This window comes from Rhodoluna miladensis (SeqCode), from assembly GCF_965234705.1.
In the GTDB taxonomy this organism is placed as follows: Bacteria; Actinomycetota; Actinomycetes; order Actinomycetales; family Microbacteriaceae; genus Rhodoluna; species Rhodoluna miladensis.
The window spans coordinates 487,588-507,794 of sequence record NZ_OZ248465.1; the positions used below are offsets into that span (position 1 = coordinate 487,588).

Consider the following 20,207-nt stretch of genomic DNA (forward strand, 5'->3'; position numbering starts at 1 on the left):
AATGGCTCAGTTAGCTACTAGGGGAAAAATCTCAGCGGCTGGCCAACCTAAAAAATCAAGAATTGTTTTGCTTCTGCTCCTGCCAGGAATGATTTACCTCGGGCTATTTTTCATCACACCTTTTGTATCGCTTATCACGACCTCGCTTCAGGCCCCAATTCCTGGCGGTGGAATCGGTCAGTACCAAGCAGGTTTTGAAATTGGAAACTACGCCTTCGTAACGGGCGAGTACCTTGAGCAAATCGTTCGCTCATTTATCTACGCAACCGTCGCAACGCTGCTGGCTCTGGCATTCAGCTATCCGATTGCTTACTTCATTGCCGTAAAGGCAAGAAACTATCCAATTCTTCAGGGTCTAATGCTGACTCTGGTTATCGCCCCGTTTTTCATCAGCTTTCTACTTAGAACCTTCGCTTGGAAGGAAATCTTCGGTCAGGATTCTTGGCTATCGATTTTGCTTCGAGATACCTCGTTTATGGCTCAAGATGAGTTCCTGCTCGGAACTCCGATGGTTGTGATCTTCGGTCTTACCTATAACTTCATTCCTTTTATGACCTTGCCGCTTTACACAAACCTTGAGCGTCTAGATACCGCTTTGCTTGAAGCAGGTAGCGACCTATACGCCAAGCCGGCTAACACTTTCTGGAAGGTCACCTTCCCACTATCAATCCCGGGTATCACATCCGGAACGCTTCTTACATTTATTCCAATCGCCGGTGACTACGTCACCGCCAGCAGATCTTTTCTTGGAAGCCCGAATACGGCCATGCTCGGAAACGTGATTGAATCCAACTTCTTGAGAATCCAGGACTACCCGAGTGCATCGGCACTTTCTGTGATGTTGATGGCTGCCATCGTTGTTTTGGTTGCGGTCTATATTCGGCGCACTGGAACAGAGGATCTGCTATGAACAGATTCAGCCTCGGCAAGTACCTACTTCCTACCTACACAATCCTTGCTTTTGTTTTCTTGATGATCCCAATTGCCTACACATTCGTTTTCTCTTTCAATGACCCGTTCAAGAACACCACCGGTTGGCAGGGCTTCACTTTCGATAACTGGACTGGCGTTTGCAACAACATCGACGTCTGCTTGGCTTTTGGAAACTCGATCCTGATTGCAACAATTGCCACAATTGTTTCGACAATCCTTGGAACCATGTTGGCAATTGCCGTCACGAGGTACGAGTTCAAATTCCGCTCAACTACAAATCTTCTTTTGTTTCTTCCTCTAGCAACTCCTGAGATTGTTATGGGCGCAGGTCTGGCGGCCCAGTTCTTGAACGTTGGTATTCCTAAGGGACTCGGAACTGTAATCGTTGCCCACATTCTGTTCACCCTGAGCTTTGTGGTTGTGACCGTGAAAGCAAGAATTGCGACGCTAGATCCAAAGCTTGAAGAAGCGGGTCGCGATCTTTACGCACCACCGGTTCAGGTTTTTGCCAAGATTACTTTGCCTCTGCTACTGCCAGGCATTATGGCTGCGGCACTTCTAGCTTTTGCATTGAGCTTCGATGATTACATCATCACGGCCTTCAACTCCGGTACCGAAGTGACCTTCCCTAAGTATGTCTTTGCTGCTGCGGTTCGAGGAATTCCGCCAGAGGCAAACGTTATTGGTTCGGCTGTCTTTATCTTCGCAATTGCGTTGGTGTTGGTGTTCCAGATCGGTGGAGCAATGCGAGCCAAAGCTCTAGCCAAAAAGAACTAGGCGAATAGCGCCTTAGCTGCATCCCTGAAGTGCTCGGTGTGACGCTTCACATCTTCAAGCGTCGTTGCCGGGGAGATCAAAGCCATGTTGTGAAATGGCGTCATCAAAATTCCGCGGTTTAGCGCGTGCAAGTGAAGGTATTGCTGCAGTTCGAAATCATCAGCATCCGCAGCTTCCTTGCCAGTTCTAGGAGCAGTCGCACTAAAGCTGTATTCCGCGCGGCAGCCAAGCTGGGACACCTGCCAAGGAATCTGATACTCATCAATGATTTGTTGAACATCCTTGGTCCAAATGGTGCAGAGATCTTCCATTCGAGCAAATGCCTCTTCGGTAAGAACTTCAGTCAGGGTGGCACGAACCGCGGCCATCGATAAAGCGTTTCCTGCCAAGGTGCCACCGACTCCACCGACGTCGATGTGCTCTAGGTGCAAAGAAGAAAAGATTCTTGCCGAAAGCTCCTTGGTCATACCAAAGGCGCCAGCTGGAATTCCAGCCCCAATGGTTTTTCCAAGAACCACAGCATCTGGCTTTAGGTTCCGCCGTCTAGTCATTCCACCAACACCTTCAGAAAGGGTGTGGGTTTCATCGTGAATCAAAATCACGCCGTATTTTGTTGCAAGTGTGCGAAGACCTTCTAGGTAGCCAGGTTCTGGAAGCACAATTCCAATGTTTGTCATTGCCGGTTCAATAAGCGCTGCTGCTATTTCGCCTGATGCGAAAGCTCTTTCGGCTGCGCCTAAGTCATTGAATGGAACCACCCAGGTGGTTTCTTTTGGATCTACCGGAGCTCCGATGTTATTGACTCGGCTTACGGTGTTGCCTTGATCATCTAGATTTGCAAAAGTCTCGTCCACAGTGCCGTGGTAGCAGTAGTCATGAATGAGTATCTTTTTGCGACCGGTGATGTGCCTTGCGTAGCGAATGATGTGGCGGTTGGCATCGGTGGCGGTCAAAGTGAACTGCCACTTCTCAACGCCGAATCTATCGGCCAGAGTTTGGGCGGCAATTGCCGCATCCTCGGTAGGGAGCATCAAGGTGATGCCCTTTTCGAGTTGGTTTTTGATAGCAGCAATTGATGCATCGGGGGAGTGACCAACCATGGCACCGGTATCACCTAGGCAAAAATCAACGTAGTCATTACCATCAACGTCAGAAAAGTGAGCACCCTTGGCGCTTTTCACATAGACCGGATATGGTCCTGGCCACTTAGCCATCCAAGACATCGGGACACCGTTCATCATCGGTCCCGCAGCTTTATCGTGGAGTTTTTTTGACTCGGGGTTTTGTTTGATGAAGAGGCTCACCTCTTCGTCAAACAGCTTTTTTAAGCGCGCGGAATCGGGAAAGGAAGTCATGGTGTTTAGGATCCTCGCTTAGAGGGCTGCTATTCCAGCCTCTACTACATCGAGTGCCTCATTCAATAACTCGTCAGTGATTGCAAGCGGTGGTAGGAAGCGGATGACGTTTCCATAGGTACCGGCTGAAAGAATCACAACACCGTTAGTGTGAGCGTGCTTTGAAACTAGCTCAACTGCCTTGGCGTTTGGATTCATGGTGCCAGGCTCAACAAACTCAATTGCCTGCATTGCTCCGCGTCCGCGAACATCTCCAATTACTGGGTACTTGGCCTTCATCGCCTCAAGTCGAGGACGAATAATGCGCTCAATTCTTTCGGCCTGCTCTAGCACTCCGCCAGCTTCCAGCTGAGATAGCACCGCAACTGCAGCTGCTGCTGCAACAGGGTTACCGCCGTAGGTGCCACCTAGTCCACCTGGGTGAGAAGCGTCCATAATCTCGGCGCGACCGGTCACTGCCGAAATTGGCATGCCTCCGGCAATTCCCTTAGCGATGATCACAAGATCCGGCTCGAAGCCTTCTTCCCATTCGCTTGCAAACCACTTACCGGTTCGTGCGATACCGGACTGAACTTCGTCGGCTACCATCACGATGCCGTTTTTCTTCGCCCACTCGGCAATAGTTCTAAGGAAACCAGGCGCAGGAACAATAAATCCACCTTCACCCTGAACTGGCTCGATGACTACTGCTGCAAGGGATTCTGCTCCAACGCGCTTTTCCATATAAGTAATCGCGCGGCGTGCTGCTTGCTCACCGGTCATACCCTCTGGGTCGCGGAACGGGTAAGACATCGGAACATGTGTCACGGCTGGAGCAAAGGGACCAAACCCGGTGTTGTATGGGTGGGCCTTGAAGTTCATGGCCATGGTCAAGTTGGTGCGGCCGTGATAGGCGTGGTCAAACACGGCAATTTCGCCACGACCGGTGTGCTTGCGGGCAATCTTTACTGCGTTCTCAACGGCTTCGGCACCTGAGTTGAACAAAGCCGATCGCTTCTCGAAGTTGCCGGGGGTGTGGCGGTTCAGGATTTCACAAACCTGCACATAAGGAACGTATGGGGTGACTGTAAAGAGGGTATGAGTTAGTTTCTGAACCTGCTCAATAACGGCATCAACTAGTTGCTGGTTGGTGTGACCGATGGTCACAACTCCGATACCGCTTCCAAGGTCGATTAGCTGGTTGCCGTCAACGTCAACCAAAATGGCGCCGTGGGCGCGGTCGATGTAAACCGGCAACAGGGTGCCAACGCCGTGGCTAACTTCCTGAAGCTTCTTCTTATGCAGTTCCTGGGACTTAGGTCCTGGAATAGCAGTGACTAGTTTGCGCTCTTGGGCGATTTCTGCAGTAATCATGCTTAGATTCTACGCCTGTCTATTTGGAGGCTCCAGCATGCCAATATGGGTAAATGCGCCGCGTCATAATCCTTGGATCCACGGGATCTATTGGCACCCAGGCCATTGAGGTCATCGATAAAAATCCTGACAAGTTTCAGGTGGTCGGTCTTGCCGCGGGCTCAAACGCGGAAGCCCTTGAGGCTCAGCGCAAGCACTTCTCACTACCTGAGGAAAAGGCGGTCCTTGGATCGGCTGCGGCAACTTTGCTGGTTTCAGAAACCGTTGCCGATGTAGTTATAAACGGTATTACTGGCTCAATTGGTCTAGCCCCAACCCTTGCCGCACTCAAAACCGGCAAGACACTGGCGCTCGCAAATAAAGAGTCTCTGATAGTTGGCGGGGAACTCGTCACAAGCCTTGCAAGCCCTGGCCAAATCGTGCCAGTTGATTCCGAGCACTCTGCAATTGCTCAGTGCCTTCGTTCAGGTTCCAGCAGCGAAGTTCGAAAGCTAATTCTTACCGCCTCGGGTGGTCCTTTCCGGGGATTCAATAAAGATCAACTTGCTAAGGTCACACCTGCTCAAGCACTGGCACACCCAACCTGGGTGATGGGTCAAGTTGTCACCACAAACTCGGCATCGCTAGTCAATAAGGGGCTGGAGCTTATTGAGGCCCACCTGTTGTTCGATATACCTTTTGATCGCATTGAGGTCACCGTGCATCCGCAGTCTGTAGTTCACTCAATGGTTGAGTTCGTGGATGGTTCGGTTATTGCTCAAGCTTCACCGCCGGATATGAAATTGCCAATAGCTTTGGGTCTTTCTTGGCCCGACAGACTGGATTCAGTTTCGAATCCGGTCGATTGGACCAAGTCACATTCCTGGCAGTTCGAGCCACTTGATGAAAGCGTCTTCTCGGCAGTTCGGTTAGCTCGTCAGGTGGGAATGGCTGGAAAGAGTTACCCGGCTGTTTACAATGCATCAAACGAGCAGGCAGTGATGGCTTTTCATCAAGGTGCGATTACTTTTGATCAGATAACCGAATTGATTGAGCGAGCAGTCGACGCCCATCAACCAGAGCAGCAGCTAACGCTGGAATCACTTTTGGCTGCTGAGAAGTGGGCGAGGGATCGAACCGACGCCCAGATTGCCAAGGCCTGTTAGTTTCCCCACAATCGGTTGGGTTAGAGCTAAATCACAATAAGCGTGAAGTAAGTTTGTTGACGTGAGCGAAACTCTTTCCTACCTAGCCGGCATCTTGTTTATAGTGCTGGGAATCGGCGTTTCAATCGGAATTCACGAAATCGGTCACTTGCTGCCGGCGAAACTTTTTGGCGTCAAAGTCACCAAGTACATGATCGGATTTGGGCCAACTCTTTACTCTAAAAAGGTAGGCGAGACCGAATACGGTCTAAAGGCATTCCCACTTGGCGGATACATCGCGATGCTTGGCATGTATCCACCGGCAAAAAAACCAGAAACCAAAACTGGATTTTTCTACGACATGATTACCCAGGCTCGTCTTGCTCACTCTGAAAATGAAACCCCAAGGGATGCCAACCGCAAGTTCTATCAACTTCCCGTAATCAAGCGCATGATCATCATGCTCGGCGGTCCCTTTATGAACCTTGTGCTTGGAGTATTGCTGACGGTTATTGCCCTAACCGGCTTTGGCATTTATCAAAGCTCGCTGAAGATCGACGCGGTTTCGGTTTGTCTTGATAACACCAGTGTTCAATGCCCGGTTTCGGAGCAGACCCCGGCACACGTTGCAGGGCTAAAGCCAGGCGATGAAGTTGTTTCAGTTGCTGGAAACAAGGCAACCGACTGGGCACAGATTAGAGATTTGCTAACAGCCACTCCAACAGCCGAGTTCGAGATTCTTCGAGACGGCGAAGTTATCAAGGTGACTTTGACGGCTGTTATTCAACAGCGTCCGCAGTTTGATTCACTTGGCAATCCGATTCTGGATGAGTCCGGAGAAATAGTTTCTGCACCACAACCTTTCCTTGGTGTGTTTCTAGCTCCCGAGAGAAAGCCAGTTCCTTTGGTTCAGTCGCTTGAGGCCTCGGGGTCAACAATTGCTCAAATTGGAACTCTAATTCTGAGGCTGCCGCAGGAAGTTGTAGAAGTCACCGCTATAACTTTTGGCGGCGGTGAGAGAGATCCCAACGGTCCGATTTCGATTGTTGGAATAGGTCAAGTTGCTGGGGAAGTGGCAGCTTCGAATCAGGCCGGGTTTGCCGACAAGCTGGCAACTGGAATTCAAATTCTTGGGTCTTTGAACTTTGCGCTTTTCGCTTTCAACATGGTTCCGCTTCTTCCCTTAGATGGTGGTCATGTTGCTGGAGGAATCTACGAAAGTATCAAGCGAGGCCTATACAGAATCGCCGGTAGAAAAGACCCGGGGCCTGCTGACACGGCATTGCTGATGCCTCTTACTTACTTCGTTTTCATCGCGCTATTGGTGGTCTCCGCCCTACTGATTACCGCTGATTTAGTGAACCCAATCTCACTGTTTGGCTAGTGCTTAGGCCCATTCAAAATAGTGCTTATGCTTTAAGCAGATAAAAAGTGCAAGGAGCATTGTGCCAGCCGTAAATCTAGGTCTTCCAAAAGGCCCACCACCAGTTCTAGCGCCAAGACGCAAGACGCGCCAGATCATGGTTGGCAAAGTCGCAGTAGGTGGCGACGCTCCAATTTCCGTGCAATCGATGACCACAACTCCAACTACCGACATAAACGGAACTCTTCAGCAAATTGCCGAGCTGACCGCAACCGGTTGCGACATTGTTCGTGTTGCTTGCCCCTCGCAGGACGATGCTGATGTTCTGCACATCATTGCCAAGAAATCTCAGATTCCGGTTATTGCCGATATTCACTTCCAGTCTCGCTACGTCTTTCAGGCAATCGATGCCGGTTGCGGAGCGGTTCGAGTAAACCCTGGAAACATTCGCCAGTTTGACGGCCACGTGGGCGAGATTGCCAAAGCTGCTAAAGCCGCTGGAGTTTCGATTCGAATTGGTGTTAACGCAGGTTCGCTTGATCCAAGACTTATGGAAAAGTACGGCAAGGCAACACCGGAGGCGCTTGTCGAATCCGCTGTTTGGGAAGCAAGTTTGTTTGAAGAGCATGACTTCCACGACTTCAAGATTTCGGTAAAGCACAACGATCCAGTAGTTATGGTGCGCGCCTACGAACTTCTATCCGAGCGCGGTGACTGGCCACTTCACTTAGGAGTGACCGAAGCTGGCCCTTCTTTCCAGGGAACAATCAAATCTTCTGTTGCTTTTGGAGCATTGCTTTCGAAGGGAATCGGAGACACCATCCGAGTTTCACTTTCCGCTCCTCCTGCCGAAGAAGTGAAGGTCGGCTCACAGATCTTGGAGTCCCTAAATCTTCGTCCTAGAAAACTTGAAATTGTTAGCTGTCCTAGCTGTGGTCGAGCACAGGTTGATGTTTACAAGTTGGCCAACGATGTCACCGCAGGACTTGAGAAACTAACCGTTCCACTCCGCGTTGCAGTAATGGGCTGTGTTGTAAATGGCCCAGGCGAAGCTCGAGAAGCGGACCTTGGAGTGGCTTCTGGAAACGGCAAGGGTCAGATCTTTGTAAAGGGTGAAGTTATCAAGACTGTGCCTGAAAGCGAGATTGTTGCAACCCTCATCGAAGAAGCCAACCGCTTAGCTGCCGAGATGGATCCAGCTCTAGTTGGCTCACCACAGGTGGTAGTCAAAGATAAATAGCGGCTAACGGGTAAAGTTGAGCCCATGCCTATCCGCCTATCGCAACTGTTTGTTCGCACCCTTCGCGAAGACCCATCAGACGCTGATGTTCAAGGTCACAGACTCTTGCTTCGTGCAGGTTACATCAGGCGCGCAGCTCCCGGAATTTACACCTGGCTCCCATTAGGTCTGCTGGTAAAAGCCAAGATCGAGAAAATTGTCCGCGAAGAAATGGCGAATGCCGGATCGCAAGAAGTTTTCTTCCCAGCACTTTTGCCAAGAGAACCTTTTGAAACAACCGGTCGATGGACCGAATACGGCGACAATCTATTCCGTCTTCAGGACCGCAAGAAAGCCGACTACTTGCTGGCCCCAACTCACGAGGAAGTTTTCACTCTGCTTGTGAAGGATATGTACTCCAGCTACAAGGACCTGCCGCTGTCTTTGTATCAGATTCAAAACAAGTATCGCGATGAGGCAAGGCCTCGTGCTGGTTTGCTTCGCGGACGAGAATTCGTGATGAAGGATGCATACAGCTTCGATATAAATGACGAAGGACTAGAGGTTTCCTACCAAGCTCAACGCGCAGCCTATGAGCGAATCTTTACTCGCTTGGGTGTTGAATACGTAATCGTCAAAGCTGACGCCGGGGCTATGGGTGGATCTAAGTCGGAAGAGTTCTTGTCGCCATCTCCAATCGGAGAAGACACTTTTGTTAGATCCGCAGGTGGCTACGCTGCCAACGTCGAGGCAGTTGCAACGGTAGTTCCAAAAGAAATCGCCATTGGATCACAGCCTGCAGCAGTTGTGCACGATTCTCCAAACACTCCAACCATCAAGACTCTGGTTGATCTTGCTAACGACAAAGTAAAAAAGTCGGATGGAACAAGTTGGAACGCGGCAGATACTTTGAAGAACGTTGTGTTAGCCCTTACTTCCCCCGAAGGAAAACGCTCTTTCGTGATCGTTGGAATTCCTGGAGATCGCGAAGTTGATGAAAAGCGCGCAGAAGCCGCTTTTTCACCGAGCGAAGTTTCGCAAGCGACAGAAGAAGATTTTGCAAAACTACCCGCGCTTGTCAAGGGCTACATCGGTCCGACCAAAGATGGAAAACAGTTCCTTGGGCTAAAAGCCCCTGCTGCAATCAAGTACTTACTTGATCCAAGAGTTGTATCTGGAACCAGTTGGATAACTGGAGCCAATTTGGATCAAAAGCACGTTTTCCACTTGGTTGCTGGAAGAGATTTCACTTCGGATGGAATTGCAGATATTGCTGAAGTTCGTGCTGGCGATCAGGCCCCGGATGGTTCGGGTGAGCTTGAACTAGCTCGTGGAATTGAAATCGGTCACGTATTCCAACTGGGTAGAAAATACGCCGAAGCATTGGATCTAAAAGTTCTAGATGAAAACGGCAAGTTGGTGACTGTCACCATGGGTTCCTACGGAATTGGTGTCACAAGACTGGTTGCAGTTTTGGCCGAGGCAAACAACGACGACAAGGGTCTGATTTGGCCTGCGTCAGTTGCACCGGCCGATGTTCACGTTGTGGCCGCGGGTAAAGACGATTCGGTTTTCGCTGCAGCTGAAAAACTGGCGAGCGAAATTGAGGCAACCGGCAAAACTGTTTTGCTTGATGATCGCACCAAGGTTTCCCCGGGAGTTAAGTTCTCCGATGCCGAGCTACTTGGAATTCCAAAGGTGTTGATTGTTGGCAAGGGGCTGGAAACTGGAGAAGTTGAGCTCTGGAATCGCAGGAGTGGGGAAAGGCGTTCTATCAAGCTAGAATCAGCCTTGTCTGAAATTTAAATAGCGTCTGGAGGTTTGCCCGTGGATATCGACCTGAGTGTCCTTAGGGTACTGGAGCGCGAAAAAGAGATTCCGTTCAAGGAACTCGTTGAAATCATTGAAGCCGCCATCTTGGCCGCTTACCACCGCACCGTCGGCAATACCGATAAAGCCCGTGCCGTGCTGGATCAGAAAACCGGCCACGTTCAGATTTTTGCAACCAACCTCGACGAAGAAGGCAACGAAACCGGTGAGACCGAGTCCACCCCCGATGGCTTTGGTCGAATCGCAGCCAGCGCTGCCAAGCAAGTAATTGCCTCTCGCCTTCGAGACATAAACGACGAAGGTCTATTTGGAGAATTCAAGGGTAAAGATGGCGACATCGTTGCCGGAACCATTCAGCAGGGACAGCGCTCGTACATGGTCTATGTTGACTTGGGTTCGATAGAAGCAATCATGCCTCCGGAAGAGCAGGTTCCCGGAGAAGATTACGCCCATGGTAAGCGCGTACGCGTTTACGTGACAAATGTTTCCAAGGGAACTAAGGGTCCTCAAGTCACAGTTTCTCGAACTCATCCTGGACTAGTTCGCAAGTTGTTTGCCATGGAAGTTCCGGAGATCGCCGATGGAGTAGTTGAGATTGTTTCAGTTGCCAGAGAAGCCGGTCACCGAACCAAGATTGCTGTTCGAGCAAATGATCCTGCGGTCAATGCCAAGGGAGCCTGCATTGGTGAACTAGGGCAGCGGGTGCGCGCTGTTCAGAATGAGCTCAACGACGAGAAGATCGACATCGTTGATTTCTCCGACGATCTGCCAAAGTTTGTGGCCCATGCGCTTTCTCCTGCGAAGGTTTCCGATGCCTTTCTCATCAACGCGGAAGAGCGCCAGGTTCGGGTCTTGGTCCCTGATTTCCAGCTATCGCTGGCTATCGGTAAAGAAGGCCAGAACGCCAGGCTTGCCGCCAAGCTCACCGGAGCCAAGATTGACATCCAGCCCGACAGTATTTTGGAAGACGACTAGAGCGTTTTGGCACTTTGGGCCTAGACTGGCCTTTGATGGCTTTACCGCCACGGACCAATTGGTCAAAATCGGACAACGAACCAGTGAAACTGATTCAAGTCCTTTAGGAAAGTAAGAAACAGGTAGAAAAGATGTTGGAAATCTAATGAGTATCTCGAAATGAGTACCCAACAGCTTTAACGGCCTGCCCTGTTTGGGAAGGCCCAGACAGGAGAAGTAAGTGGCGCTACCACGTGTTTACGACGTAGCCAAAGAACTTGGTATTGATACCAAAGTAGCTCTGGCAAAACTAGAAGAGCTCGGCGAATACGTCAAGAGCGGATCTTCCACAATCGCACCCCCGATTGCCAAAAAACTTCGCGCTGCCTTCCCTGATGCCAAGCCTGCTGAAGAGACCAAAAAAGTTGCTAAGCCAAAAGCCGCTGCCAAAAAGACCGCTGCAGTCGAGCCTGAAGTTGCAGCCGAGGTTGCAAAAGCACCGGAGGAAACTGAAGCACCAAAGAAGAAGACTTCAAGACTTGCCCCAAGTTCAATAACTGATGCTCCGAAGACACCACCTGCCGCATCATCGGTTCCGGGTGTTCCAAGACCTGGAAACAATCCGTTTGCTGCAAGTCAGGGAATGGGTATTCCTCGCCCGATGGCAAGACCTGGAAACAATCCGTTTAACTCCGCTCAAGGTATGGCCCGACCTGGAACAACAAGACCAGGTGCCCCAAGACCTGGAGCTAGACCAGAAGGTGGAACTTCCAGACCAGGAGCAAGACCAACTGGTGCAGGCGGAGCTCGCCCGGCATTTGGTGGAGCAAAGCCAGGACTCGGTGGCGGTGCTCCGGGTGGAGGATTCCCAGGAAGAGGACCAGCCGGCGGTCGCGGTCGCGGTGTTGGCGGAGGAACTGCAGGAGCGTTTGGTAAGGGCGGAGCACGCGGAGGCGGAAGAGCCCGAAAGTCAAAGCGCACCAAGAGAGAAGAATTCGAACAAAGAAGTATTCCTAGCCTTGGTGGCGCAGTTGTGCCACGCGGTGATGGAACAACAGTTATTCGTTTGCGCCGCGGTGCATCGATTCAAGACTTCGCAGACAAGATTGATGCGAATGCCGGTCAGCTGATCACAGTGCTATTCGCACTTGGTCAGATGGCTACAGCAACAGCGTCTTTGGATGGCGAAACTTTCCAGATTCTTGGAGAAGAGCTTGGCTACAAGATCGAAGTGGTTTCTCCTGAGGACGAAGAGCGCGAGCTGTTCGAAGGCTTCGGGTTGGATATTTCAACCGACTACGAAGACGACGAAGAAGACCTACTACCTCGTCCACCGGTAGTGACAGTCATGGGTCACGTTGATCACGGAAAGACTGCGCTTTTGGACTCGATCAGAAACGCCAACGTTCAAGCAGGTGAAGCTGGTGGAATCACCCAGCACATCGGTGCTTACCAGGTTCACACCACGCACGAGGGTCAAGACCGCGCCATTACCTTTATTGACACCCCAGGTCACGAGGCTTTCACCGCTATGCGTGCTCGTGGTGCTCAGGTAACCGACATCGCAATCTTGGTTGTTGCAGCCGATGACGGCGTGATGCCTCAAACAATTGAGGCTCTAAACCACGCACAGTCAGCCGGAGTTCCGATTGTGGTTGCCGTGAACAAGATTGATAAGGAAGGCGCTAACCCTGACAAGGTCAAGCAGCAGCTAACCGAGTTCAACTTGATCGCCGAAGAATACGGTGGTGACGTTATGTTCGTCCCAGTTTCCGCGTTGAAGAAACAGGGAATTACTGAGCTACTTGACGCAGTTCTGTTAACTGCTGATGCTGCTCTGGACATGCGAGCAAACCCAGACAAGGACGCTCGTGGTGTTGCCATTGAAGCCAACCTTGACAAGGGTCGTGGAGCTGTAGCGACAGTACTTATTCAGTCCGGAACTTTAAAAGTCGGTGACTCGATTGTTGCCGGCAGTGCTCACGGTCGTGTGCGTGCGATGTTCAACGAAGACGGCGAGCCAGTTGAGTCCGCCACACCTTCAAGACCAGTTCAGGTACTTGGCCTGCAGAGCGTTCCTCGCGCCGGTGACACATTTGTTGTGACCGACGATGAGCGTCAGGCACGACAGATTGCTGAAAAGCGCGAAGCAGCCGACAGAAACGCACTTCTTGCCAAGACTCGCAAGCGCGTTAGCCTCGAGGACTTCACCAAGGCACTCGAAGATGGCAAGGTTGAAGCCCTCAACTTGGTTATCAAGGGTGACGTATCTGGTGCTGTTGAAGCGCTGGAAGACTCGCTGTTGAAGATCGAGGTGGACGATTCAGTCCAGCTACGCATCATCCACCGCGGTGTTGGTGCTGTGACCGAATCGGATGTAAACCTTGCAACCGTGGACAACGCGATCATCATTGGATTCAACGTCAAGCCGGATAACAAGGCCAAGGAGCGTGCTGACCGCGAGGGAGTGGACATTCGCTTCTACTCGGTTATCTACGCTGCTTTGGAAGATATCGAGAAGGCCCTCAAGGGAATGCTCAAGCCAGAGTACGAAGAGTTCCAGCTTGGTACTGCCGAGGTTCGCGAACTATTCAAGTCCTCCAAGGTTGGAACAATTGCAGGTTCGATTGTTCGCTCTGGATCCATCAAGCGAAACTCTCTTGCGCGTGTGCTTCGCGCAGGCGTCGTAGTCGCTGACAACCTAAAGGTTGACTCCCTGAAGAGATTCAAGGATGACGCCAGCGAAGTCAAGACTGACTTCGAGTGTGGTATCGGCCTTGCTGGATTCAACGAGCTAGAGCTTGAAGATATCATCCAGACCTTCGAGATGCGCGAGAAGCCAAGGGTCTAATCATGGTTGATGTTGCCAGAGCTCGAAAGCTAGCCGAACGAATCAAGGTACTTGTAGCCGAGGCGCTTGAAAAAGCGGTCAAGGATCCAGACCTTGGTTTTGTGACGCTTACCGAGGTAAAGGTGACTCCAGATCTTTCCCATGCACAAATTTTCTACACCGTCTTTGGCTCTGATGAAGATCGCGTTCGTTCCAATGAAATCATCAAGCGCAACACTGGACGCATCAGGGGAGAAGTTGGTCACAACCTTTCGATTCGTTTGACCCCGACCCTGGAATTCATTGCCGATGAGCTTCCAGAAAACGCAGCCCAACTAAATGATCTTCTGGCAACCGCTCGAGCCAGGGATGAGCAGGTAGCCAAGCTAGCTGCGGTTGCTAAGCCGGCAGGCGATGCCAATCCATACAAGGAACCAAAGCAAATCGAAGACCAGGAATAGTCTTGGTTGCCTCAGGTCTTGTTCTAATCGACAAACCAACCGACTGGACCAGTCATGATGTTGTGGCGAAGGTTCGAAAAGCCGTCGGTACAAAAAAAGTAGGTCACGCCGGCACCCTTGATCCGCTTGCAACCGGACTTTTAGTTTTGGGAATCGAATCAGGTACCAAGCTGCTCACCTTTTTGGTTGGCGCTGACAAGACCTACCTGGCAACTATTCGGCTTGGAGTTTCAACAATCTCCGATGATTCGCAGTCTGAGGTTCTGGCAACTGCCAGCCGGGAAGCCTTAGCTGCAGTAGAAAATGCACAAATCCAGCAGGAGATTGAAAAACTCACTGGAGTGATTCAACAGCGACCATCTTCTGTGAGCGCCATCAAAGTAGATGGCAAAAGAGCTTACGATCTTGTTCGTTCCGGGGAAGAGGTAGCGCTTAAATCGCGTGAAGTCACAGTCAGCGCTTTTGAACTTGTTTCCAGCTCTAAATCACCCGAGGGATTTATTGACCTGGAAGTTAAGGTCGATTGTTCCTCTGGTACATACATTCGTGCTCTTGCTCGAGATCTAGGTCAGGCCTTAGGAGTTGGCGGGCACATCACCAAACTCAGGCGAACCCGGGTTGGCTCCTTTGATGTTGCAAAGGCAAATCAAATAACTGAACTTGAGAATCTTTCTCTTACCCCACTTGCTCAAGCTGCCAGCGATTTGTTTCCAACCATCAATCTCAGCGATAAGCAGGTCACTGACCTGGTTCACGGTAAGAGACTTTCTGATGTTGGAGAACAAACTGGCTTGATTGCTGGGCTTTCAGGTTTGGGCGAACTGGTGGCGGTTCTGGAGCCGGTTGGTTCAGGCTTAAAATCAGTTGTGGTCTTTCAAGGAGAACAAAAATGATTGAAGTGCTTTATTTATCTCAGCTCTGGTTCGCCGTAGCTGTCGGATTGTTCTGCCTAGGCCTTGGCCTAATTGGAAAACTCCCCAGTCTTTGGAGCGTTGGTGCTCTTGGCGTAGTTCTTTTGGGACTGATAGGCCAGTTTGTCTACACGACGATTGTTGTTGTCGGGGGAGCAGAAGCTGCAGTAGATACCGTTGAGTTTTATGCCTATTTGCTGGTTGCGATCATGGTTCCAGTTGGTGCCGGGTTTTGGGCTCTGGTTGAAAGAAATCGCTGGTCAACAGTTATTCTCGGGGTGGCCGCACTAACAGTTGCAGTCATGCTGGTTCGCATGAACCAGATTTGGACTGGAAGCTACTAGCTAACAAAAAAAAGAAAGTACGGCTAACAACAAAATGACGCAGGCACCAGCTTCAAACCCCAAGCGCACACTTGGTGTTGGCCGACTTCTTATTGTCTTTTATGCTGTGTTCGCTGTTTCATCCACTGCCCGCGCGAGCTTCCAGATAGTGACCAAATTTGAACAAGCTCCACTTGCCTACTTACTTTCACTAGTGAGTGCGTTGGTCTACATTTTGGCGACAATTTCGTTGGCTAAAGCTGGAAAGAGTTGGCGGCAAGTAGCGCTCTGGTCTGTCATCTTTGAACTTGCTGGTGTGCTCTCGGTTGGAGCTCTATCCTTTGTCGCTCCAGAGCTATTTGCTCACCAGAGCGTTTGGTCGGGCTTTGGTTCTGGCTACGGATACATCCCACTGATATTGCCAATACTTGGATTGCTCTGGATCAGAAAAACTCAGAGGGAGTTTTAGGTTGCAGATCCTAACTTCGCTCTCTGAGATACCAAAAGGAATTGGCCCATCCACCATCACCATTGGCAAGTTTGATTGCATTCACTTAGGCCACCAAGCTCTATTCGCCGAAGTGGTTGACGCTGCTGCAAATCAGAATTTGACGCCAACCGTTGTCACTTTTGATCGTCATCCAGATCACCTGCTGCGCCCAGAACGAGCAAAGCTACCGATTCTTGGGCCTGGTCAAAAAGCAGATCTGATCGCTGGGTTTGGTGTCTCGACCATGCTGCAACTTGAGTTCAATCAAGAACTGGCAGATCTAACCCCCGAACAATTCGTGAAACAGATCCTTGTTGATGGGCTAAACGCCAAGTTGGTTTTGGTTGGTGAAGGATTTAGATTTGGCAATCAAGGCTCCGGAAACTTTGGGTCACTCAAGGCCCTCGGTGACGATCACGGTTTCGAAGTTATTGAGCTCAAGCGAGTGCATGTAGATGGGGAAGTGGTTTCAACAACCTTGGTACGGGAGCTGCTTGATTTGGGAAACGTCAAGCTAGTAAACAAAATGCTAGGACGCGTCCATGAAGTTAGCGGAATGGTTGAGCACGGTCTCAAAATTGGCCGAAAGATAGGTTTTCCAACCGCGAACATCGCGCGGGATGCCGAAGGCTACCTTCCACTCGATGGCGTCTATGCTGGCTGGTTGATTTCCGAAGGCAAGAGATACCCGGCTGCGCACTCGGTGGGCATCAACGAGACTTTCCAGGCCGTTCCAAGGCTCGTGGAATCTCACGTCTTGGATGAGACCGAGCTTGATTTATACGACAAGGTTGTTTCACTGGAGTTCGTTGATTTTGTGCGACCCGCCGCAAAGTTTGACGGAGTTGAGGCACTTGTTAAGCAAATCAATCTAGATTTAGACGTAGTTAGAATCCAGTTAGGACTGTAAATGAAAATCACCTTTGTTGATGCCGTGAAGTCGGCCTTTGTGAACTTCAGAAAGTTCAAAGGCACCGCATCCAGGCGCGAGTACTGGTTCTACATTCTGGCAACAGCGTTGATTGGCATCGTGCTTTCTACGATCGAGTCCATCATCTGGCCACCAATTGAAACCGATGATTTGATTGAGGCAATCAACCAACCGACGCCACTTTCCAGCATCGCCGCATTAGTTCTTCTAATTCCAACCCTTGCCGTCACTTCACGAAGGATCCAGGACTCGGGCTGGTCAGGGAAGTGGTTGTTTTTGTACCTGCTTCCGATTGTTCCTTTGTTGATGGGAATCATAGGTGTTGTTGGCTACCTGCAGTCCACCTCCGCTCCTGAGATTGAGGTGCTTGCAACCTCGGTTGCCTACTTCGTACCCACTCTTCTGATTGCTTTTGGCGTTCAGGTATTTTTGTTAATTTTGTGCCTACTCCCTTCTAAATCTCGCGAACAGGGCAATAAGTACGCTTCTGAGGCCTAATTCAGGGCTGGCGCTAGAGACCCAAGCTGAGGTAAGCTTTCAAAGTTGCCGTGTATCGGCCGCGGATCCACAGAGCAAAAGACAAAAGGTTTTTTGCGCCGCGCAGCGAATCGAAGGAAATAAAAGTGTCACTAGAAGCAAAAGTAAAAAACGACATCATCGCTCAGTACGCAACCCACCCAGGTGACACCGGTTCTCCTGAGGTTCAGGTTGCAGTTTTGTCCCAGCGCATCAAGGACCTAACCGAGCACCTAAAAGAGCACAAGCACGATCACCACTCACGTCGTGGTCTATTGCTAATGGTTGGTCAGCGTCGTCGTCTTCTTGGATACCTCCAGAAGGTAGACATCAACCGCTACCGTGCGCTTATTGAGCGCCTCGGCATCCGCCGCTAAAGCAAAAATCACCTTATTCGCCTAGTTTCCTAGGCTTATTTGCCTTACCCTGTTAGGCTCATTATTGAGCGATGAGGATAGGTTTGCTGGTCCTCGGTGGTGGATCTTGGGAATTTCCCCAAGTTTTTCTACTGACGACCAGGCAGCAGCTAAGTCTTAGCGGCAAAAAATCTCTCGCCTCATCCTCGCTATGCGCGTTTTTCTCAACAGTTGAGTAAAAAACTAACGCGCTTATAAACAAAGAGGAGGGACCATGGAAGGTCCAGAAATTAAATCAGCCGAAGCAGTAATTGACAACGGCAAGTACGGAAAGCGAACCATTCGCTTCGAAGCAGGACGCCTAGCGCAGCAAGCGCAGGGTTCGGCAGCTGTCTATCTAGATGGCGAAACAATGCTGTTCTCGGCAACAAGCGCGAGCAAGCAGCCAAAAGACCAGTTCGACTTCTTCCCATTGACTATCGACGTTGAGGAAAGAATGTATGCCGCGGGACGAATCCCAGGATCATTCTTCCGTCGTGAGGGTCGTCCATCGACTGAGGCCATCTTGGCCTGTCGTCTAATTGACCGTCCACTTCGCCCATCATTCGTTGATGGCCTAAGAAACGAAATTCAGGTTGTTGTGACCGTTATGGCTATCGAGCCTGACGAGCTATACGACGTTCTAGCAATCAACGCGGCATCTATGTCGACCCAGATTGCTGGTTTGCCATTTTCCGGTCCAATCGGTGGAGTGCGTGTTGCACTAATCGATGGCCAGTGGGTTGCATTCCCTAAGTACTCTCAGCTCGAGCGGGCGGTATTCAACATGGTTGTTGCAGGTCGTCTAATCGTTGAAAACGGTAAAGAAGACATCGCAATCATGATGGTTGAAGCAGAAGCTTCTGAGAACGCCTGGGATCTAATCAAGAATGAAGGCGCAACCGCTCCAAACGAAGAGGTTGTGTCTCAAGGTCTTGAAGCATCCAAGCCATTCATCAAGGAATTGATCTTGGCTCAGCAGAAACTTGCTGCTGTTGCATCTCGCGAAAGCGGCGTGTATCCAGTGTTCTTGCCTTACACCGATGAGTTCTACGCAATCGTTGAGAAGGAAACTGAAAAAGAACTTGCTCGCATTTACCAGGTAGCTGACAAGCAGTCTCGTCAGGACCAGGACGATGCCTACAAGGCACAGGTCAAGGAAAAGATGGCAGCCACCGTTTCTGAAGAAGAGATGGCTATGTTTAGCGCCGCTTACAAGTCTGTGACCAAGAAGGTTATGCGTCGTCGTGTTCTTGAAGAAGGAATCCGTATCGATGGCCGTGGACTGCGCGACATCCGTCAGGTGGATGCTGAAGTATCAGTAATCCCACGTGTTCACGGTTCTGCAATCTTCCAGCGTGGAGAGACCCAGATCCTTGGTGTCACCACACTGAACATGTTGAAGATGGAGCAGCAGATTGACTCACTTTCACCAGTGACCAAGAAGCGCTACATGCACAACTACAACTTCCCTCCTTACTCAACCGGTGAAACCGGTCGAGTTGGAACTCCAAAGCGCCGCGAAATCGGCCACGGAGCTCTAGCTGAGCGCGCCCTTGTTCCAGTGCTTCCTGCAAGAGATGAATTCCCATATGCAATCCGTCAGGTATCCGAAGCCCTTGGCTCAAACGGTTCAACCTCGATGGGTTCTGTTTGTGCTTCAACTTTGGCGATGCTAAACGCGGGTGTGCCACTTCGTGCACCGGTTGCAGGTATTGCGATGGGACTTATCTCTGACGTGGTTGACGGAAAGACCCGCTACGCGGCTCTAACCGACATCCTTGGTGCAGAAGATGCACTGGGAGATATGGACTTCAAGGTTGCCGGAACAAGCGAGTTTGTGACAGCTATCCAGCTGGACACCAAGCTCGATGGAATCCCTGCTTCTGTTTTGGATGGAGCACTACTTCAGGCTAAGGAAGCAAGACTTCACATCCTGGGAGTAATGAACCAGGCAATCTCAGAGCCAGACGAGATGGCGCCGACCGCGCCTCGCGTTATCTCAGTGAGAATTCCACTGGACAAGATCGGTGAGGTTATCGGCCCTAAGGGCAAGATGATCAACCAGATCCAGGACGACACTGGAGCAGACATTTCGATTGAGGACGACGGAACCGTTTACATCGGTGCCGTGGATGGTCCATCCGCTGAGGCTGCCAAGGCTGCCATCAACGCGATTGCCAACCCACACGTTCCAGAGATCGGTGAGCGCTTCTTGGGAACTGTTGTGAAGCTGGCTACCTTCGGTGCCTTCATCTCACTAGTTCCAGGTCGCGATGGTCTGCTACACATCTCGGAGCTCAAGAAGATGGCTGGCGGCAAGCGCGTTGAGAACGTTGAAGATGTTCTCGAGGTTGGCCAGCGTATCCAGGTAGAAATCTCCAAGATCGACGACCGTGGAAAGCTATCGCTTTCACCGGTTGACGTTGAGGAAGCGTAAGC

The 20,207-nt window shown here is 50.7% G+C and carries 18 protein-coding genes; 16 read left to right on the plus strand and 2 right to left on the minus strand.

Annotated elements, in window-relative coordinates:
* The first annotated feature begins 1 nt into the window (after window position 1).
* Together AC8GDC_RS02435 and AC8GDC_RS02440 are read left to right on the plus strand one after the other, a co-directional pair.
* A complete protein-coding gene (locus AC8GDC_RS02435) occupies window positions 2-910 on the plus strand; it encodes an ABC transporter permease (RefSeq protein WP_506558298.1) in 909 nt (302 codons plus the stop codon).
* Window positions 907-1,710: an ABC transporter permease gene (locus AC8GDC_RS02440; RefSeq protein WP_506558299.1), complete on the plus strand. Its 804-nt coding sequence runs from the start codon at window positions 907-909 to the stop codon at window positions 1,708-1,710. Before AC8GDC_RS02435 ends, AC8GDC_RS02440 begins: the two co-directional genes overlap by 4 nt.
* Here the strand turns inward: AC8GDC_RS02440 and AC8GDC_RS02445 are convergent.
* Entirely contained in the window at window positions 1,707-3,065 is a 1,359-nt protein-coding gene (locus tag AC8GDC_RS02445; RefSeq protein ID WP_506558300.1) for a transaminase, read from the minus strand. The two genes, AC8GDC_RS02440 and AC8GDC_RS02445, sit on opposite strands and share 4 nt — an antisense overlap.
* Window positions 3,066-3,083: 18 nt before the next feature.
* Complete coding sequence (gene gabT / locus AC8GDC_RS02450) at window positions 3,084-4,418, minus strand: 4-aminobutyrate--2-oxoglutarate transaminase (RefSeq protein WP_506558301.1); 1,335 nt, start codon at window positions 4,416-4,418, stop codon at window positions 3,084-3,086.
* Between the two features lie 53 nt (window positions 4,419-4,471).
* Here gabT and dxr point away from each other — a divergent pair, with 53 nt between their 5' ends.
* The 14 genes from dxr (at window position 4,472) to AC8GDC_RS02520 (ending at window position 20,205) form a co-directional block, all read left to right on the plus strand.
* Complete coding sequence (gene dxr, locus AC8GDC_RS02455) at window positions 4,472-5,563, plus strand: 1-deoxy-D-xylulose-5-phosphate reductoisomerase (protein WP_506558302.1); 1,092 nt, start codon at window positions 4,472-4,474, stop codon at window positions 5,561-5,563.
* Window positions 5,564-5,624: 61 nt separating this feature from the next.
* Window positions 5,625-6,926 carry a M50 family metallopeptidase gene (locus AC8GDC_RS02460; RefSeq protein ID WP_506558303.1) on the plus strand — a complete coding sequence of 434 codons (1,302 nt, stop codon included), beginning with the start codon at window positions 5,625-5,627 and terminating at the stop codon, window positions 6,924-6,926.
* 61 nt (window positions 6,927-6,987) lie between these two features.
* Complete coding sequence (ispG, locus tag AC8GDC_RS02465; protein WP_506558304.1) at window positions 6,988-8,145, plus strand: flavodoxin-dependent (E)-4-hydroxy-3-methylbut-2-enyl-diphosphate synthase; 1,158 nt, start codon at window positions 6,988-6,990, stop codon at window positions 8,143-8,145.
* Window positions 8,146-8,169: 24 nt separating this feature from the next.
* Window positions 8,170-9,930 carry a proline--tRNA ligase gene (locus AC8GDC_RS02470; RefSeq protein WP_506558305.1) on the plus strand — a complete coding sequence of 587 codons (1,761 nt, stop codon included), beginning with the start codon at window positions 8,170-8,172 and terminating at the stop codon, window positions 9,928-9,930.
* A 21-nt stretch (window positions 9,931-9,951) separates the two neighbouring features.
* Entirely contained in the window at window positions 9,952-10,929 is a 978-nt protein-coding gene (gene nusA, locus AC8GDC_RS02475; RefSeq protein WP_506558306.1) for a transcription termination factor NusA, read from the plus strand.
* Between the two features lie 220 nt (window positions 10,930-11,149).
* On the plus strand, window positions 11,150-13,759 hold the full coding sequence (gene infB / locus AC8GDC_RS02480; protein ID WP_506558307.1) for a translation initiation factor IF-2: 2,610 nt from the start codon (window positions 11,150-11,152) through the stop codon (window positions 13,757-13,759).
* Between the two features lie 2 nt (window positions 13,760-13,761).
* Window positions 13,762-14,199 carry a 30S ribosome-binding factor RbfA gene (gene rbfA, locus AC8GDC_RS02485; RefSeq protein ID WP_506558308.1) on the plus strand — a complete coding sequence of 146 codons (438 nt, stop codon included), beginning with the start codon at window positions 13,762-13,764 and terminating at the stop codon, window positions 14,197-14,199.
* A 2-nt stretch (window positions 14,200-14,201) separates the two neighbouring features.
* The gene (gene truB, locus AC8GDC_RS02490) at window positions 14,202-15,092 is read left to right on the plus strand and encodes a tRNA pseudouridine(55) synthase TruB (protein ID WP_506558309.1); all 891 of its coding nucleotides are present in this window, start codon (window positions 14,202-14,204) and stop codon (window positions 15,090-15,092) included.
* A complete protein-coding gene (locus tag AC8GDC_RS02495; protein ID WP_506558310.1) occupies window positions 15,089-15,454 on the plus strand; it encodes a hypothetical protein in 366 nt (121 codons plus the stop codon). Before truB ends, AC8GDC_RS02495 begins: the two co-directional genes overlap by 4 nt.
* A gap of 34 nt (window positions 15,455-15,488) precedes the next feature.
* The gene (locus AC8GDC_RS02500; protein WP_506558311.1) at window positions 15,489-15,902 is read left to right on the plus strand and encodes a hypothetical protein; all 414 of its coding nucleotides are present in this window, start codon (window positions 15,489-15,491) and stop codon (window positions 15,900-15,902) included.
* Between the two features lies 1 nt (window position 15,903).
* Window positions 15,904-16,833 carry a riboflavin biosynthesis protein RibF gene (ribF, locus tag AC8GDC_RS02505; protein ID WP_506558312.1) on the plus strand — a complete coding sequence of 310 codons (930 nt, stop codon included), beginning with the start codon at window positions 15,904-15,906 and terminating at the stop codon, window positions 16,831-16,833.
* Entirely contained in the window at window positions 16,834-17,352 is a 519-nt protein-coding gene (locus AC8GDC_RS02510) for a DUF805 domain-containing protein (RefSeq protein ID WP_506558313.1), read from the plus strand.
* 125 nt (window positions 17,353-17,477) lie between these two features.
* Window positions 17,478-17,747, plus strand: a complete 270-nt coding sequence (gene rpsO, locus AC8GDC_RS02515; protein ID WP_506558314.1) for a 30S ribosomal protein S15 — start codon at window positions 17,478-17,480, stop codon at window positions 17,745-17,747.
* A gap of 253 nt (window positions 17,748-18,000) precedes the next feature.
* Window positions 18,001-20,205 carry a polyribonucleotide nucleotidyltransferase gene (locus AC8GDC_RS02520; RefSeq protein ID WP_506558315.1) on the plus strand — a complete coding sequence of 735 codons (2,205 nt, stop codon included), beginning with the start codon at window positions 18,001-18,003 and terminating at the stop codon, window positions 20,203-20,205.
* Window positions 20,206-20,207 lie beyond the last annotated feature (2 nt).